The following is a 15,857-nucleotide window of genomic DNA, read 5'->3' on the forward strand; positions in this document are numbered from 1 at the left end:
AGATGTCATCTGATCGTGCAGCAGACCCCCCATCACCGCCGGCTTCAGCCTGTGGCCCGAACGTCTTGAGCAGCGCTTGCCGCTTTGGGCGGTGATGCTACGGTTCAGGAGGCCGCAGCGGGCCCGCAGGTCGGACATTTATGGTCGAAAGGGCCTGAGGTTAATATTTAAAGATGGTTAAAAAACATGGGCTGGTTGGAGTCCCGAAGGACTCCGAACTGCTGCACGCAGCGCAGGGGGGTGATGCCAGTTGTCTAGGCCTGCTCCTTGCCAGACATCGAGCAGGTATGCATGCTGTCGCGCTGGCTTTGCTCGGTCACAGCCAGGATGCCGAAGACGCTGTGCAGGAGGCGGTGCTCATTGCGGTTCGCCGGATAGGCGACATTAGGGATCCGGACGCGGTCGGTGCGTGGCTACGGATGGTGGTGCGCAATGTGTGCCGGGCCCAGCTGCGCAAGATGTCGGCCATTCCCATGCCCGAAGTGAGCGAAGCCTTTGAGGCGGACCGGTCAAACCCAACACCGCCGGACCCGGCGGAGGTTCTCGACCAGCACGCGTTGCGGGACTGGGTCTGGGGCGCGCTGCAGAACCTGTCCCCCACTCTGCAGCTGGTGACGCTGTTGCGCTATTTCACCGACGTCACGTCCTACCAGGAAATCGCGGCACTCTGCGCCCTGCCGATCGGCACCGTGCGCAGCAGGCTCAACCAGGCACGCACGAAGCTCGTCAACGCTCTATTGAGCTCGGCCAACTCGGCGCACGGTGATGACACAGCCCTAAGCGCACACCAGCGCATATTGGCTGAGGAAATGCTGGCGTCTGCGCACCGTAGCGGAATCGGCTCGATACTTTCCGACCACTGGTCACCACAGGCGAATGTGATGTGGCCAACGGGCAAGCGTACGGGCATCGACTATATGCCAGCCGCGTGGGAGCGTGACATGTCTGCCGGCGTACGCCACAAGCTGCTCAACGTGGTGGCCGGCCGCGAGGTGATCATCTGGGAGACTGCCTTGCTCAACCCGCCGGAGAACCCGTTCCACTGCCCGCCCGGCGTCGTGTGGGTGCACTTGCTGAACCAGGGCCGCGTTAACAAGTTGCGCCTGCACCACCCCCGCAGCCGATGAGATGAACCCGGTAGACAGATCCAGCGATCCATCGAACTTTCCGGGCTCTCGCCGCATCTTGCAGGTATGGATGACATAGCGGAAGCGCCGAGGGGCGCACGGCATGCGCGAGCCGCCGCGGGTGAAGCACGGACCGTCGTCGTCGACGGGGTACGTCAGGTCTACCGCCTCGCAGGTAAGGGCCCCGTGTGCCTCGTGCACCCTGGAGGCCCGGGCGCGCACCCGGCGTACCTTCGAATACCCGAGCTGGAAGAGAAGCTCACCTTGGTGTACCTCGATCCGGTCGGTTCAGGCGACAGCGCCCTACTACCGGACGGGAACTACTCCATGTCTCGCTACGGGCGGTTCGCCGAAGCCGTACTCGACGACATTGGTACATCCACCGCGTTCTTCCTCGGTCATTCACACGGTGGCTTTGTCGCCCTTCAGTTCGCCCTCGACCATCCTGACCGTCTCGATGGGCTGATCCTCTACGACACCGCGCCTGCGCACGGGCGAAACGAGAGAGAGGCCGCGACCCAGGAGATGGCTTTCTTTGTCCAGCGCTGGGCGGATCGGCCTGAGGCGGTCGAGGCAGGACGCATATGGGATGCCGTCAACCTGTCACGAACGATGGAAATCATCGACACCGAGTCATTCGGACGATACATGAATGGCATCCTGCCTGCATACTTCGCCGACTACCGCCGGACGGTCAAACGGACAGGCCAGGTCGCCATAGCGGTCACCTACGATCCCAACCGGATCCCAGTCGTTTGGGATGTTCGAGGCCGACTCAGCTCGATCAACGTGCCGGCGCTAGTAATCGTCGGCACCTACGACTTCGTCTGCCCACCCCGCTTTGCACACGAGATACACGCCAGCATACCTGATACGCGCCTTTGTGAACTGCGTGAAAGCGGCCACTTCGGACACATCGAGCAACCCAATGAATTCGCCTCCGCTGTCATCGACTTCGTTTATGCCCACAAAACGGAAAATGGGGAATGAATACTTCTGTGCCGCTCAGCCTGGCCGAGCTGACTGAGATCAAGGCGTACACAGACTTCGTGACGGGCGCGACGGCGCCGGTACAGGAGGCGCTGGGGATCGACTTCCTGTCCATCGACTCGGCTCTGGCGCTAGTGATCCGCGAGGACCCGAGCCAGTTCTTCAACCGGGCCGGCGGGTTCGGTTCAGGTGGACCACTCAAAGCAGATGCTTTGGCGCAAGTCTGCGACTTCTATCGCAAGCAGGGCATATCTCAGGGCTCGTTCATGATCGCGCCATCTCTGTTGCCGCCTGACTGGGCATCGACTGTCGCGCGGTTGAAGCTCACGGACGGGCGTCGTTACGTCAAGCTGGGCTGCGACATCCAGAGCGCGTTGTCCGCAACCGATGGGATTGCGGCGCTCGCCCCCGGCCTGCGTGTTGGCTTGGTTGAGCCACACCAGGCGAACGAGTGGGGCGCTGTCATGATGGCCGCCTTCGGCTTCAGCCTGCCGGGCATGACTGACGTGGCAGCGTCCTGTGTGAGCAATTCAGACTGGCGACCGTATGCCGTCTGGGACGGCGACCGAATCATTGCGGTCGGCAGCCTCTTCATCAACGGAGAGTGCGCGAACATGTTCGGCGCAGCAACACTCCCGTCAAGCCGCGGCCGCGGCGCCCAATCGGCACTGCTGACCATCCGCGCACGGGCTGCCGAGGCCGCAGGCTGCCGATGGCTGGTCGCCGAGACCGGGGCGGAAAACCCCGGGGAACACAACACATCCCTCCATAACATGCTTCGCGCCGGTTTTGAGCCCCTGTACGAGCGTCCCACCTGGGTCTGGCGCAAGTAGCCGGAGCAGTCCGGAGATTGTCACTGCGATTACGTATGCGCATGGGGTGGCATCATGCAATACGGAAACCCGCAGAGATAATAGCGGCAACGGCGGAAATTACGACGGCGATGCATTCGCCCCAGCAACCTCCATCACCCCGGTACTCTTATCCCCATTGGAGGGTAAACGTGTTTGGCATTATAAAGCGGTGGGCAGCTACGGCTGCGGTGGCGGCAATTCTTGTGGGAGCTACAACATTCACTGGAGGGGTGGCATCTGCCGCTGACACCAATCCCCACGCCCCAGACAATGGTACTTACGCGCAAACATACCTGACGAAAGTTCAGTGCGAGTATGCAAGCCTCCAACTCAGCGCGCAGTACCATGTGCGATCTGGATGCTTCTTGAGCTGGAACAGTCTGTACGATCTCTATTACTGGTGAAAACAGCCCCTTTCAACGTAAGCGGATCATATCTCCCTCCGTAATCCTATTCGCGTCGACTGCCCCGCGTATATCGCGTTGCCGAGAGTTCGTTTCGACTTCAGAAGAACAGCGGGCCGTCACGCTTCCACGGTTGCGGACGGATGATGCAGGTCTCGGATGTGGGGCCATGAACGGGTGAGGGCTTCCAGGGTCGGTGCAGATCGCGACACCTGCACCGGCCAGAAAGGCCCTCGTGCCTCACGTAATCCCCTGGCTGAGACCGGTCGGCTGCGTCTGGGTCGCTAGTCGTCAACAACGTCTGGCCGCCGGATCGTTTCCAAGTCTCGCCCACCGCAGACGTTGGGGCGACCTCTATCGCGTCGTGCTAACAGAACCCTGCCGCGTTGGGCCGTCCCGCGCATTCAGTTGCACCCCGGTCCAGGGCCCTTGGGAAGGGCGACGGGAGAAGTGCGTGTGGGGTGATGCAACAACGGGCCCAGGCCAGCCGTCACGCAATAACCAAAGGAACATCTTCAAGCCATGACTTATGTCCACGACTCGCTGGGGCAGTTCACAGCGGCCTACGTCGACCTCATGGAAGACCTGGCGAAGGTCACCACCGGACGCGCCCGAAGAGGCCGCCACGGTGCCCTGCTGGCTGTCCCCGGCGCGCCGGCCGCCTCGCTGAACTTCGTGATCAGTCCCAGCCCCGAACCGCTCGCGGAAGACATCGCCGCGCTCGCGGAGTCCGAGCGATGGGATGTCCCGTGGAGCATTCAGGTCCGTGGCGTACCCGGACCGCGGGTCGCAGAGGAGGCTGCGCGCCACGGACTGACCCGCCTCGAGATAATTCCGCTCATGGTCAGGCGACCCGAGGAGGGGATGCCGGCGCAGCAGACCTACGGCTCTCTGAAGGTGCGTGCGATCGAAGCCGCTGAGCTCGGCCTGTACGTCAAGGTCATGGCGGAGGGCTTCGGGGTGCCGCATGAGGTGTTCGCGATGCTCAACGATCCGGCCGTGGCCCGCCTGGACGGGGTCGCGTTCTACCTGGCGGAGGTGGACGGCGTGCCGGTCGGGACGGGCATGACGGCAGTACGCGGTGAACTCAACGGCATCTTCAACATCTCCACGCTCCCGGGGCACCGGCGCCGCGGCTACGGGTGGGCGGTCACCATGGAGCTGGTGCGCGCGGGCTACGCCTCCGGCGCCCCCACGGCCTACCTCTACGCGAGTGCAATGGGTGAGCCCGTGTATGCGTCGGCCGGTTTCCACACCGAGGAGTACCTCTCGGTGCTCTCCGCTCCGACGCAGGAGTCAAACGTCTCCCCGAAGCGCGCAGGGAGCTTGAGTGCATCCCCGAAGGCCGTCTCGCGGGCGCGGAAGGGATAGTGTCGCGTGATCGTCGTCTTCGTACTGGTCGCACTGCTCGGGTTGTCCGCTCTGGTGGCGGCCAACTGGCTGGTGTGGCGTCGGCTGTTCCACGACACGACCCGAGGTCCCGGGTTCATGCGTCGAGCAGGTGTGGTGGTGATTTGCGGTGGCTGGGCACTGACGGTCGGCACCTTCGCTAGTGTGTGGACGGACGCTCCCTTCCGGATCCAGGAGGTCCTGGCCTGGCCGGGTTACCTGTGGCTGGTCCTATCGGTATACCTGCTGCTGGGGGTGTTGGCGGGTGAAGCTGTACGCCCGTTGCTGCGGCGGTGGTTCGAACAACGGGCGGGTGCCGAGAAAGCCGTATCAGCGCCGAAGCCGGTACCGACGCGAGTAACCCCGGCCGTGTCACCGATCACCACGTCGGCCGACGTGACCGCGTCGCCCGCCATCTCGCACACGACGTCCACGTCCCTTGTGCCCATGACTGACCCGCAACTGGTAGCCCGCACCGTGGGGCCTGTCGAGCCGTCCGGCTCCCTCGCCGTTCCCTCTCGTCGCCTCTTCGTCTCCAGGGTGGTCGCCGGTGCTGCCGCCGCAGCCGCCGTGGGGACTGTCGGTTACGGCACATACGGCGTTCTGCGTGGTCCGAATGTAAAGCGAGTCACTGTCCCGGTGGCCAAGCTCCCGCGCGCAGCGCACGGTTACCGGATCGCGGTCGTCAGCGATATCCACCTGGGCCCAGTTCTAGGCCGCAGCTTCGCCCAGAAGGTCGTCGACACGATCAACGGCACGCAGCCCGACCTCATCGCCCTGGTCGGCGACCTGGTGGACGGCAGCGTGCCGGACCTCGGCCCCGCGGTGGCACCGCTCGCCGAGCTCCGGGCCCGGCACGGCGCGTTCTTCGTCACCGGCAACCACGAGTACTACTCGGGAGCCGAGCAGTGGGTGGAAGAGGTACACCGCCTGGGCCTGCGCCCCTTGGAGAACGCCCGCACCGAACTCCCCCACTTCGACCTCGCCGGTGTCAACGACATCGAGGGCGAAAGCGATGGCCAGGGCCCCGACTTCGCCCGAGCACTCGGTGACCGGGACAGAACGCGCACGTGCGTGCTCCTCGCCCACCAGCCGGTCGTGATCCACGACGCCGTCAGTCACGGCGTCGACCTCCAGCTCTCCGGCCACACCCACGGCGGCCAGCTCTGGCCCGCCAACATCTTCGCGAACCTGATGAGCCCGACCGTGGCTGGCCTAGAGCGTTACGGAGACACACAGCTCTATGTCAGCCGGGGAGCCGGCGCCGCCGGCCCGCCAACACGCGTCGGCGCCCCCTCGGACATCACGGTGATCGAGCTGGCGTCCCGCCGGGCCTGAGCAGGCGTCCCCAGCGCCACCAGCGACCGGGGCGAATGCCCGTTGGCGGCGGCGTGGCCGCCTCGCTCAGGGCCAGGGGCGCCAGCAGCGTCACTGTTACCACCGGCCCTCCTCGTACGGATTCAGCGTCAACGTGCGCGGCGGCAGCGGCTTGCGCGGCTCCGGCCTTCGCCGCGTCCCGCAAGGTACTACCCATCTCACCGACTGACCGGTTCAGTTCGGTTGCGGCCGCCGCGCGCCCCAGCCCATGTGAGGTTCCACAACTACTCGTTCAACGGCTGTCCCGCTCTGCCCGTCGGGCGTTGCGGACGCGGCAACGGTTCGAAGGAGTGTCATGAATCAGGTGGGCACCTGCTCAGAAGAGACCCCTAATGGACGCGGAGAACGGTCACCTGGTCGAGGACGCTGACGGCATGTCGGTTGCGGTGTCGGATGAGGTCGTTGACGGTGCCGGTGTGGCATCGAAGACGACGGCAGCGAGTCGGGAAGCGGCGGCCCGCACGGGCTGAGCCCCGCTCTGTTCGACGAGCTGGCCGAGCTCGCCGCCGACAAGGTCCGTGACGGCGAACTGCGGCTGATGGGCGAGGGCGGCCTGCTGGTCGAGCTCATCCGGCACCTGATGCAGGCCGCCGTCGAGGCGGAGACGGACCCGCACCTGGCCGAGGAGACTGGCTGCACCGGCGGCCGGGGCTCGCGGTCCGGGGGTAATGCCCACAACGGCTACCGGTCGCGGAAGGTGATGCCGGAGGCCGGCAGTGTGGTGGTGCAGGTTCCCCCGGGACCGGCTGGGCACCTTCGCCTCCGGCCTGCTGCCGAAGTACGCACGCCACACCGGCGGCGTGGAGAAGATAGTCCTGTCGCTGACCGCGGAAGGGCTCACCTCCGGGGAAATCGTCGCGCATCACGTCGGGACGTACGGCATGGAGACGTCCAAGGAGACGGTCTCCACGATCACGGACGAGGCCTGGGCGTCACGGCCGACTGGCGCACGCGGCCGCTCGATCTAGTCCATCCGGTCCTGTTCGTGGACTGCGTGAACGTGAAAATTCGCGACGGTGCGGTGGCGAACCGCCCCATACGAAGGCGGGCGGCCGTCCCGAGAAGCACCCTCGCCGGGAGATCGTGGACGCGATCCGCTATGTCGTGGATACCGGATGCACGTGGCGGGCCCTGCCCATGGACTTCACGCCCTGGCGGACCTGTTACGGGTTCGTGACTCTTCCCCCTCATGGATGAGGGGGCTTCTCGCTATGCCGGGTTGGCGTTGCGACGGACCAGCCCGGACCGTAGAACGTTGATCGCGCCCACTGTGTCCGCGTGCGCTGAGTGGCCGCACGAGAGGCAGTGGAACTTTTCCTGGGTGGGCCGTTTCTCCTTGGCGGTGTGCCCGCATTCGGGGCACTGCCGTGAGGTGTTACGGGGGTCCACCGCCATCACTTGCCGTCCGGCTCCTTCCGCCTTGGCGGCCAGGATCGCGAGGAACACCCCCATCCGGCATCAGCGACCGAGCGGTTGAGTCCGGCCTTCGCGGCGGCCCCGTTGGGCACAAACACGCCCGGCTGTTCGGGGTCCGGCTTCGGTGCGGGGGCCTTGCTCATGTTGCGGATCTTGAGGTCTTCGTGCGCGATGAAGTCGTATTCCCGCACGAGGTCGAGAGCGGCCTTGTGTGCGTGGTCCAGGCGCTGACGGCGGACCTTGCGGTGCAGGGTCGCGACGCGTTCGACCGCCTTGCGGCGGCGCTTGGACCCTCGCTCGCACCGGGCGAGGACCTGTTGTGCGGCTTCGAGCTGGGCGGCGGCCTTGGCGCCGTGGCGGGGGTTGGACACGAACCCACCGCCTGAGTCGGCAAGGAAGTTGGCTACGCTCATGTCGACGCCGACCACGCTGCCGGTCGCGGGAAGCGGCTTGGGCGCGCTTTGCTCGGCGGTCAGGATGACGTACCAGCGGCGCCCTTCCCGCTTCACACTGATCGTCTTGACCTTGCCGATCACCGCACGGTGCTGGTGGACCTTGACGTGCCCGACGCCTTGCAGGCGCACGCGGGTGATCGGATCGTGCGGGGTTGAATCCCAGCGGCAGCCGTCGCCGTCCTTGGGGAAGTCCACGGTGTCGAACCGCCTGCCCGACCGCAAACGCGGATATCCCGACTTGTCACCGGCCTTCACGCGCCGGAAGAACGCAGCGAACGCCTTGTCCAGCCGGCGCAAGGTGGCCTGCTGACTTGAGAATGAGGCGCCCCGAAGTTCTCGGACAGCGGTCCCCTTAGAGCTCGTAACACGATCATGGTGAGACGCGGTCTAGCCTTGTTGGGTGTCGTCCCTTGCTGTTACTGCTACCTCGCACTCATCGGTGCCTGCTGCTCTCGTCTACGCCGCGCTCCTGGATGCAGAATCCTGGCCGTCGTGGACCTCGTACTACGAGGTCGAGTGGGCGTTGCCCGCGGGAGTCGAACGACCGGCACGGGTAGGTGATCTCCGCACTATCCGTTCTCGCCTTGGACGGGTGTGCTGCCGCGAGCGCATCGTCGAGATGGTTCCCGACCAGCGGTTCAGCTACGAACAGGCCGCAGGGTTGTTCGCTTCTCATCGGGGGTCTGTGGACGTGGCCCGAGCACCCCACGGCGGCACCGACATCACCTGGTCAGCGACCTACCGGCATGCCCTCCCCCTTCTGGACATGCTCAGGAGACGGCGCCTGCAGGTTTTGGTCCACGATCTGGCTTCATACGCCAACTCAATCGTGAGCCGACACTCCTAGAAGCCTGTGCCAGGTTCATGATCCGGTCTTCTTGAGCCGCCGCCAGCAGATCAGGCTGCTGGCCAAGGAGAGGAATGCGTCGTGGAGTTCGGGGCGGCGTTCCCAGCGGACGGCGAGGCGTTTGAACTGGTGGAGCAGGGCAAAGGTCTGCTCGACGACATAGCGGAGCCTGCCCAGACCCTTGATGTTCGGGGCGCCCTTGCGGGAGATGACGGGCAGGATCCGCCGGCGGCGCAGTTCCAGGCGCACGGCCTTCGAGTCGTATGCCTTGTCCCCGAGGACGGACTCGGGGCGCCGCCTGGGTCGGCCGGGCCGTCCGGCGACGGGCGGGATGCCGTCGACCAGGTTGATGGTCTGGGTGATGTCGTTGACGTTGGCCGCTGTGGTGATCACGTGCAACGGAGTGCCCTTCCCGTCGCAGATCAGGTGGTGTTTGCTGCCCGTCTTCCGGCGGTCGACCGGCGACGGACCGGTCGCGGCACCCCCTTTTTCGCGCGGACGTGGGAGCCGTCCACGCATGCGCGACTCCAATCGAGCTCGCCAGCCGTGTTCAGCTCGGCGAGCAGGAGGCGGTGCAACCGCTCGAAGACCCCGGCCTTCTGCCAGCGGTCCAGGCGCCGCCAGCAGGTCTGTCCGGAGCCGAACCCCAGCTCCAGGGGCAGAAGTTGCCAGGCGATGTCCTGGTACAGGACGTACAAGATGCCCTGCAGACACAGCCGGTCCGGCACCGGCCTCGGCCCTGGTGACCGCTCCGGCCAAGGCGGCAGCAGCGGTTCGATCCGCACCCACAAGTCGTCATCCACGATCCACGGCCGAGTCGTCACACGACACGAACGGCCAGATCATCACATCGGTCACGCCCGACCAGGGCACCCCAACAAGATCCTGTTACGAGCTCATAGGATCGAAGTCCGGAACGGCGGAGAGAGCACGTGGCACAGAAGCGTAGGAAGTTCAGTCCTGAGTTTCGGGACGAGGCGGTCAAGATGGTGGTCGTGGAGTCCCGCCCGATCGCCGAGGTCGCCCGAGAGATACAAGTGAACGAGGGAACGCTGGGCACCTGGGTCAGCCGGTACCGGCAAGAGCACGCCAGGGAGGAGCCTCCCCTGAACATCAGCGAACGCGCCCGCCTGCGCGAGCTGGAACGCGAGAACCGGGAACTCCGCATGAAGACCGAGTTCCTGGGAAAAGCGGCGGCCTTCTTCGCCCAGGAATACCGGTGACGGAGAAGTACGAGTTCATCGACGGCGAGGCCGACAACTTTCCCGTGCAGCAGATGTGCACCTGGGCAGGAGTATCCACGTCGGGCTTCTACCACTGGAGATCGAGGCCATTGTCGGCCACCGCGAAGCGCCGTGCGGAACTGAGGGCCGTCATTCTCCAGGTCTTCTCCGACTCGCAGGAGACCTACGGCTACCGGCGTGTCCACGCCGCGCTCCAGCGGATGAACGTGCAGGCCGGAGCAGAACTGGTCCGCGCGCTGATGCGCGAGCTCGGCCTGGTGACATGCCAGCCGCGGCCCTGGCGGGCGACCACGATCGCCGATGATGCGGCGCCGGCCACGCCCGACCTGCTGGCCCGTGACTTCACCGCTGACGCTCCCGGGCGCAAACTGGTCAGCGATATCACCTACGTTCACACCTGGGCCGGGTTCCTGTATCTCGCGACCGTCATCGACTGCCACACCAAAGCTGTAGTCGGCTGGGCGATGGCCGACCACATGAAGACCTCTCTCATATCGGATGCACTCGATATGGCGGCCCGGAACATCGACCTCGCCGAAGGCTGCATATTCCATTCCGATCGCGGCAGTCAATACACGTCTCGGGAACTTCGTTGCAAGCTCAGCTCGTTGGGCCTGCGGGCGTCGGTCGGCCGCACCGGTGTCTGTTGGGAAAATGCGATGGCTGAGTCATTTTTTGGCGCCCTCAAGAACGAACTCGTGCACCGAACTGCGTTCCCAACACGCGCACATGCCCACCGGGCGATCGCCCGCTACATCGAGATGTTCTACAATCGAAAACGCCTCCACTTTCCGGACTCGGCTACAAGACTCCCGCAGAAGTCCACGCCGAGTACGAGGAGTTGCAGGCAGCGGCATAAGGAGAACCCTCAACACCGCTGTCCGAGAAGCGCAGGGCCCCTCAGAACGACCAACTCCCCTGACGCTCGGGATCGAAGGAACGGATGTCTTTGAGCTGAGCGGACTGCTGCCCGTAGCGGACCGTGGTCTTCGAGGTGTGCCGGTAGGCGCCGCGGCGTTCCTGCAAAGCCCCGTTGTAGAGAGAGCAGTGGTCACGCAGCATCTCGGCAAGCGCGCCCGCCTGGCCCACGGTGGGCCGCATGAGGAATGTGTACGCACGGATCATCCCGCCCACCCCCTCCCTGGTCAGCTTCGAAGATCACACTACCCTTGGTGTATGTCACCACGTTGGGAACCAAACCCCGATATTCGCACCGGCCGCCACGTCGCCTACCATCTACACGCTCACTTGGTGTTCGTCACCAAGTACCGCAAGGACGTCTTCGATGACGCCATGCTCAAGCGGTGCGAGGAGATCATGCGGGAGGTATGCGGCAGCTTCGAGACAGAGCTGAAGGAGTTCAACGGCGAACGCGATCACGTACACCTGCTCGTGCACTATCCGCCGAAGATCGCCCTGTCCAAGCTGATCAACAGCCTCAAGGGCGTCAGCTCCCGGTACCTGCGCGCCGAGTACACCGCCTGCATCAACCGCATCGGGCTGGGCTCCGTGTTCTGGTCCCGCTCATACTTCGCCGGCTCGTGCGGCGGCGCACCGCTCAACATCGTCCGTCAGTACATCGAAGGCCAGAAGCAGCCCACCTGACCGTCACCGAAGACACACAGCGAACTCCGGCGCTACACGCCTCCGGCCCGAGGATGCATGTCCCTCCCCGACTGAAGCCGGGGATACCCACGCAAGATCAGGGATGGCCCGCTGGGCGGCCGCCGGAGTCATCGGGCAGATCCGTGACCAGCTCCGCAAGCGCATCCGCAGGGAGATGGGCAAGGCGCCCGGCGCGTTCGCCACCGTCATCGACTCCCAGTCGGTCAAGGCAGCCGAGACCGTCAGCAAGGACTCCCGCGGCTATGACGCCGGCAATAAATTCAACGGCCGCAAGCGGCACCTGGTCGTCGACACCAAAGGCCTGCCGCTGTTCGTCATGGTCACTCACCCCGGCCGGCATGACGGACCGCAACGCGGCCAAGGAAGTGCTGTTCCAGCTGCGGCTGATGCACCCCGAAATCACCATCGTTTGGGCCGACTCCGCCTATCCCGGACAGCTCGCGCCCTGGACGAAGACTTACCTGAACCTGACGATCAAGACCGTCAGCCGTCCCAAGGACGCCTCCGGGTTCGTCGTCTGCCCCGGCGCTGGGTAGTCGAACGCTCACGCCTGGGTCATGCACGCCCGCCGACATGCGCGGGACTACGAACGTCTCATCCAGCACTCGGAATCGCTCATCACCTGGGCCGCGATCACCCTCATGACCAGGCGAATCACACGGCGAAGCTCCCGCAGAAGCGGACGACTGGCATCCTGCGAAGCCCGGCGGGACTAATGATTCTTGTCGGCGTACACCTGATCGTCCCCACTTGCGTAGGAAGGAACGCGGCGAGTTGCTGATGCGCTTGGGTGGGCGACGCTCCCCGGCGCCGACTGGGCTCGCGGCCTGTCCTCTGAGCGTGCACCGGATGCGCCGGCCCCCGCGCCGGTGGTCACCGTGGTCACGGTGGTGAGGGTGCGCGGCTCAGGGGATGGGGAGTGGCGATGGCGGTTTGGTGACGGCGAAGGCGAATGTCGTCTTGATCGAGGACAGTGAGGGGAGGGTCCGCAACTCTTGCCGTACGAGGTCTTCGTAGGCGGCGAACGAGTCGATGACGATCTTGACGAGGTAGTCGTCATCGCCGGCGAGCAGGTACGCCTCGACCACCTCGGGAATCGAGCGGAGCTTGTCTTCGACGGCGTCGACGACCTGCGAGGTATGGGCGAGGAGCGTCATCCGCACGAAGGCGGTGATCGACAGCCCGAGCGCGTCCTGGGAGAGCATCGCCGCGTAGCCACTGATCACGCCGCTGTCCTGCAAGAGCCGCACACGCCGCAGGCACGGTGACGGCGAGAGACCCACGCGATCCGCTAGCTCCTGATTGGTGAGCCTGCCGTCTCGCTGGAGTTCGAGCAGGATGTGCCGGTCGATGTTATCCAGGGTCGCCATGTAGCAGATTCTGCCACATAGAGCCGCCAAGGCGGCATGATTTGCAATCACCTGCCGCAGCCATCTTCCTAAAATTGCTCGCTGTCGAGCCGAGATGAAAGGAGTTGGCTATGGCTAATCAGATGCGTGCATGGCTGAGGGGAGTGGCCGCTCTCGCGGCCGTGGTTGTTCTGTGGTCCTCGTTCGCCCTGACGGTCAGGGGGATCAGCTCGTCGAGCCTCACCCCGATCGACGCGGCGTTTCTCCGCTTCGCGACACCCGCCGTTCTCCTGGCGCCGTGGCTTCCGCGTACCGTCCGCTCGCTGCGTGGCGAACGGATCGGTCTCCTGCTCATGCTCGGCATCGGCGGACTGCCACACTTTCTCCTCTCCGAACTCGGCGGACACCTGACCTCCGCCGCGCTCGTCGGTCTCCTCCTCCCCGGCACGGTCCCGCTGTTCGTCACGGTGATCCTGTATCTCCGGTGGCGGGAACGGATCTCCTCCCGGCGTCTGATCGCCCTGGCCGCGATCACCACGGGTATCGCAGCGACTGCGATGCAGACGACGTCCCCCACGACGACCGCGGGCATCGGCATTCTCCTCACCGCCGGGTGCGCCTGGGCCGTCTACACGATCGGCCTGCGCCAGACGGGGCTCGGTCTCACCGGCGTCGTGCTCGCCGTGTGCACGCCCGCCGCGATAACAGCCGCCCTGCTTGCTGCCTCCGCCGCTATGCCCTCGCATCTGATGACCGGCACCGCCGGTATCTCCGACGTTCTGCTCTTCACCGGCCTTCAGGGCATCGGGACGGGACTGCTCTCGACCCTGTGCTACGCCTACGCTGTGCGGGCCCTCGGCAGCACCCTCGCTGCAACAGCCGGTGCGATCAGCCCCGTCCTGACCGCTCTCCTCGCCATCCCCCTCTTCGGCGAGCCCATCACCCCAGGCGTGAGCGCCGCCCTCGCGCTCGTCGTCACGGGCGTGACGGTGTTCAACATCGCGCCGCGCCGTCATGACAACGGACCCAAGCGTCTCCTGTCCGCGGGCCCGGGCCGAGGACCGCATCCGCGCCGCCCGGACCACCGGCCTGCGCAACCTGCCCCTGCACCGCACGGCCCAGAACCGGATCTGGCCGGAGATCGTGCAGATCGCTCTCGACCTGCTGGCCTGGATGCCGACGCTCGCCCTGTACCGGCAAGGCCAGGCTCCGGGAGCCCCGCCGACTACGGCTCCGCCTGTTCACCGCGGCGGGACAGCTCGTGACCACCAGTCGTCGGCGAATCCTCCGCCTGGCCCGGCACTGGCCCTGGACCGGTCACATCACCGCAGCCTCGACCGGCTCACCCAACTGCCGGACCCTGGCTGACCAGCAGATTCCCCGTCCCCTCGACAGCACCCAACACCCATAGCAGTGGAATCCGGTGCCATCCCGAGGCGACACTCGGGTCTTCGGCCTGCACAGCCTCAGCCCACGGCACGAAAACGGCCCACCGACTCCGTCGGCGGACCGTCACGAAACTTCGAGGTTACACGCGATGCGTCAGCGGCTTTTCGTTGGCGCGTCAACCTCCGCAGGACCAGCGGAGCCAGGGCGTCGGGCAGTCCACCAGTGCCACACCGTGTGCCCCACGAGAGCCACGGAGGCGACTCCCGCTGCGACGCGAATGGCGTCTCAGGTTATTTCAACGACAAGACCGTTCGAGTCCGCTTCTGCATCCAGTCGCGCAGAAGTTTCGATAAACGCGATCAGCGGGACAAGCAGACGGAAAAAGAGGCCCGCGATACCGGGGGTACGAGCCAGGTTACTCACGAACCCCACAGGTCCCCCGAAGGCGAAAGCCGCTATTCCCCAAAGCAGAATCTTCGATGAGAGGCCGTCATCGGACCCACCGGAAATTATCACTCCGGTCGGAGCGGCGGGGTTCAGAAATTTGAGGACGTAGTACAAGGTCTTGATCCTGGCCAGGGCCCAGGTCTGGTCCGGCCAACCGTGCGCGACAGCGCCCTGGCCAGTTCCACCTCGAGGATCACGGGTCCGTCGGCCAACGTCATCGCTGAACTCATATCCGACGTGGACCCGTTATGGCATCAGCTGCACCAGGCCAGGCGCGCCTCACGGTCACCGAGGCAGGCCGCTGGCGCCGGTGCGAAACGCCGGCTGATGTCGTCGACCGGCTCTCAGTCATGCTTGTCCATCTCCGCCACGGGACAACGCACGACATACTTGCCTGCTGGTTCGGCCTGGACCGCTCGACGATCGCTCGTGCGATCAACGAGGTACGGCCTCTGCTCGCCAAAGAGGCTGTACGTCAGCCCAAATGTGCGCCTGTGGATCCGGGCTGACGTGATCGACCATCTCGGCGCCAGCGGGCAAGACCGGGATCGTCGACGAGATCGAGATCCGGGCCCGATCCGCGGCAAACAGCCGTCCCGGCGCGGGAACAAGCAGCTCAAGCACGCCTTCTTCCTCTCCGCGTTCGCGGCCCTTGTAGACCCGGCCTCCCGGGCCTACTACGAAAGGAAGATCACGCAGGGCCACCACCACGCCCAAGCCCTGCTCTGCCTTGACCGGCGCCGGGCCGACGTCCTGTTCGCGATCCTCCGCGACGGCTCCTTCTACGAGCCCAACACGGTGGCAATCACGTGACAGACGGCTCTACCGATTGCACGACCCGGTCGGCCCCGACGTCGAACCCGAGCACGGGACGAGTGCCGTCGCCACCCTCGTAATCCATCAGCACCCGCTTGCTCAGGCGTTGTCCGAGCGTCTATATGGT

General features: G+C 65.2%; 10 protein-coding genes and 9 pseudogenes. 15 read left to right on the top strand and 4 right to left on the bottom strand.

Translation table 11 applies throughout. The annotated features are described in order from the left end of the window. The first annotated feature begins 173 nt into the window (after positions 1 to 173). The 7 genes and pseudogenes from ACSHXN_RS45005 to ACSHXN_RS45035 form a co-directional block, all read left to right on the top strand. A complete protein-coding gene (locus ACSHXN_RS45005; RefSeq protein ID WP_438306732.1) occupies positions 174 to 1,127 on the top strand; it encodes an RNA polymerase sigma factor in 954 nt (317 codons plus the stop codon). Between the two features lie 66 nt (positions 1,128 to 1,193). After that, complete coding sequence (locus ACSHXN_RS45010; RefSeq protein ID WP_438306733.1) at positions 1,194 to 2,117, top strand: alpha/beta fold hydrolase; 924 nt, start codon at positions 1,194 to 1,196, stop codon at positions 2,115 to 2,117. Next, entirely contained in the window at positions 2,114 to 2,950 is an 837-nt protein-coding gene (locus tag ACSHXN_RS45015) for an N-acetyltransferase family protein (protein ID WP_438306734.1), read from the top strand. The genes ACSHXN_RS45010 and ACSHXN_RS45015 overlap by 4 nt, the downstream gene beginning before the upstream one ends. Positions 2,951 to 3,897: 947 nt before the next feature. Beyond that, on the top strand, positions 3,898 to 4,746 hold the full coding sequence (locus ACSHXN_RS45020; protein WP_438306735.1) for a GNAT family N-acetyltransferase: 849 nt from the start codon (positions 3,898 to 3,900) through the stop codon (positions 4,744 to 4,746). A gap of 6 nt (positions 4,747 to 4,752) precedes the next feature. Further along, entirely contained in the window at positions 4,753 to 6,102 is a 1,350-nt protein-coding gene (locus tag ACSHXN_RS45025) for a metallophosphoesterase (RefSeq protein WP_438306736.1), read from the top strand. A 505-nt stretch (positions 6,103 to 6,607) separates the two neighbouring features. Then, positions 6,608 to 7,198, top strand: a pseudogene (locus ACSHXN_RS45030) (transposase); the annotation flags it as partial. Next, positions 7,171 to 7,314: pseudogene (locus ACSHXN_RS45035) on the top strand (transposase); the annotation flags it as partial. The pseudogenes ACSHXN_RS45030 and ACSHXN_RS45035, both read left to right, overlap by 28 nt. A 36-nt stretch (positions 7,315 to 7,350) precedes the next feature. On the opposite strand, the pseudogene ACSHXN_RS45040 reads toward ACSHXN_RS45035, so the two are convergent. Continuing rightward, a pseudogene (locus tag ACSHXN_RS45040) lies at positions 7,351 to 8,333 on the bottom strand (RNA-guided endonuclease InsQ/TnpB family protein); the annotation flags it as partial. 79 nt (positions 8,334 to 8,412) lie between these two features. Between ACSHXN_RS45040 and ACSHXN_RS45045 the strand changes: the two are divergent. After that, entirely contained in the window at positions 8,413 to 8,859 is a 447-nt protein-coding gene (locus ACSHXN_RS45045) for an SRPBCC family protein (RefSeq protein ID WP_438306737.1), read from the top strand. 15 nt (positions 8,860 to 8,874) lie between these two features. Here the strand turns inward: ACSHXN_RS45045 and ACSHXN_RS45050 are convergent. Further along, positions 8,875 to 9,665, bottom strand: a protein-coding gene (locus tag ACSHXN_RS45050) for an IS5 family transposase (RefSeq protein ID WP_438306891.1) whose coding sequence is annotated in 2 segments (ribosomal slippage) — positions 8,875 to 9,350 and positions 9,350 to 9,665 — 792 coding nt in all. Because the reading frame shifts where the segments join, the coding sequence is not laid out codon by codon here. 126 nt (positions 9,666 to 9,791) lie between these two features. On the opposite strand from ACSHXN_RS45050, the pseudogene ACSHXN_RS45055 reads away from it, so the two are divergent. Beyond that, a pseudogene (locus tag ACSHXN_RS45055) lies at positions 9,792 to 10,962 on the top strand (IS3 family transposase). 44 nt (positions 10,963 to 11,006) lie between these two features. On the opposite strand, the pseudogene ACSHXN_RS45060 reads toward ACSHXN_RS45055, so the two are convergent. Further along, positions 11,007 to 11,228: pseudogene (locus ACSHXN_RS45060) on the bottom strand (helix-turn-helix domain-containing protein); the annotation flags it as partial. Positions 11,229 to 11,279: 51 nt separating this feature from the next. Between ACSHXN_RS45060 and tnpA the strand changes: the two are divergent. Both tnpA and ACSHXN_RS45070 read left to right on the top strand, forming a co-directional pair. Then, a complete protein-coding gene (tnpA, locus tag ACSHXN_RS45065) occupies positions 11,280 to 11,708 on the top strand; it encodes an IS200/IS605 family transposase (RefSeq protein ID WP_438306738.1) in 429 nt (142 codons plus the stop codon). Beyond that, positions 11,689 to 12,391, top strand: a pseudogene (locus tag ACSHXN_RS45070) (transposase); the annotation flags it as partial. The gene tnpA and the pseudogene ACSHXN_RS45070, both read left to right, overlap by 20 nt. Before the next feature lie 243 nt (positions 12,392 to 12,634). On the opposite strand, the gene ACSHXN_RS45075 reads toward ACSHXN_RS45070, so the two are convergent. Then, entirely contained in the window at positions 12,635 to 13,099 is a 465-nt protein-coding gene (locus tag ACSHXN_RS45075) for an Lrp/AsnC family transcriptional regulator (RefSeq protein WP_438306739.1), read from the bottom strand. 122 nt (positions 13,100 to 13,221) lie between these two features. Here ACSHXN_RS45075 and ACSHXN_RS45080 point away from each other — a divergent pair. From ACSHXN_RS45080 to ACSHXN_RS45095, 4 genes and pseudogenes are all read left to right on the top strand, one after another. Continuing rightward, a pseudogene (locus ACSHXN_RS45080) lies at positions 13,222 to 14,064 on the top strand (DMT family transporter); the annotation flags it as partial. A 58-nt stretch (positions 14,065 to 14,122) separates the two neighbouring features. Continuing rightward, positions 14,123 to 14,446, top strand: a pseudogene (locus ACSHXN_RS45085) (transposase); the annotation flags it as partial. Positions 14,447 to 15,264: 818 nt separating this feature from the next. After that, positions 15,265 to 15,423 (top strand): helix-turn-helix domain-containing protein, encoded by a 159-nt coding sequence (locus ACSHXN_RS45090; RefSeq protein WP_438306892.1) that lies wholly within the window; start codon positions 15,265 to 15,267, stop codon positions 15,421 to 15,423. 52 nt (positions 15,424 to 15,475) lie between these two features. After that, a pseudogene (locus tag ACSHXN_RS45095) lies at positions 15,476 to 15,727 on the top strand (IS110 family transposase); the annotation flags it as partial. Between the last annotated feature and the right edge of the window lie 130 nt (positions 15,728 to 15,857).

This window comes from Streptomyces sp. HUAS TT11, from assembly GCF_051553595.1.
Lineage (GTDB): Bacteria > Actinomycetota > Actinomycetes > Streptomycetales > Streptomycetaceae > Streptomyces.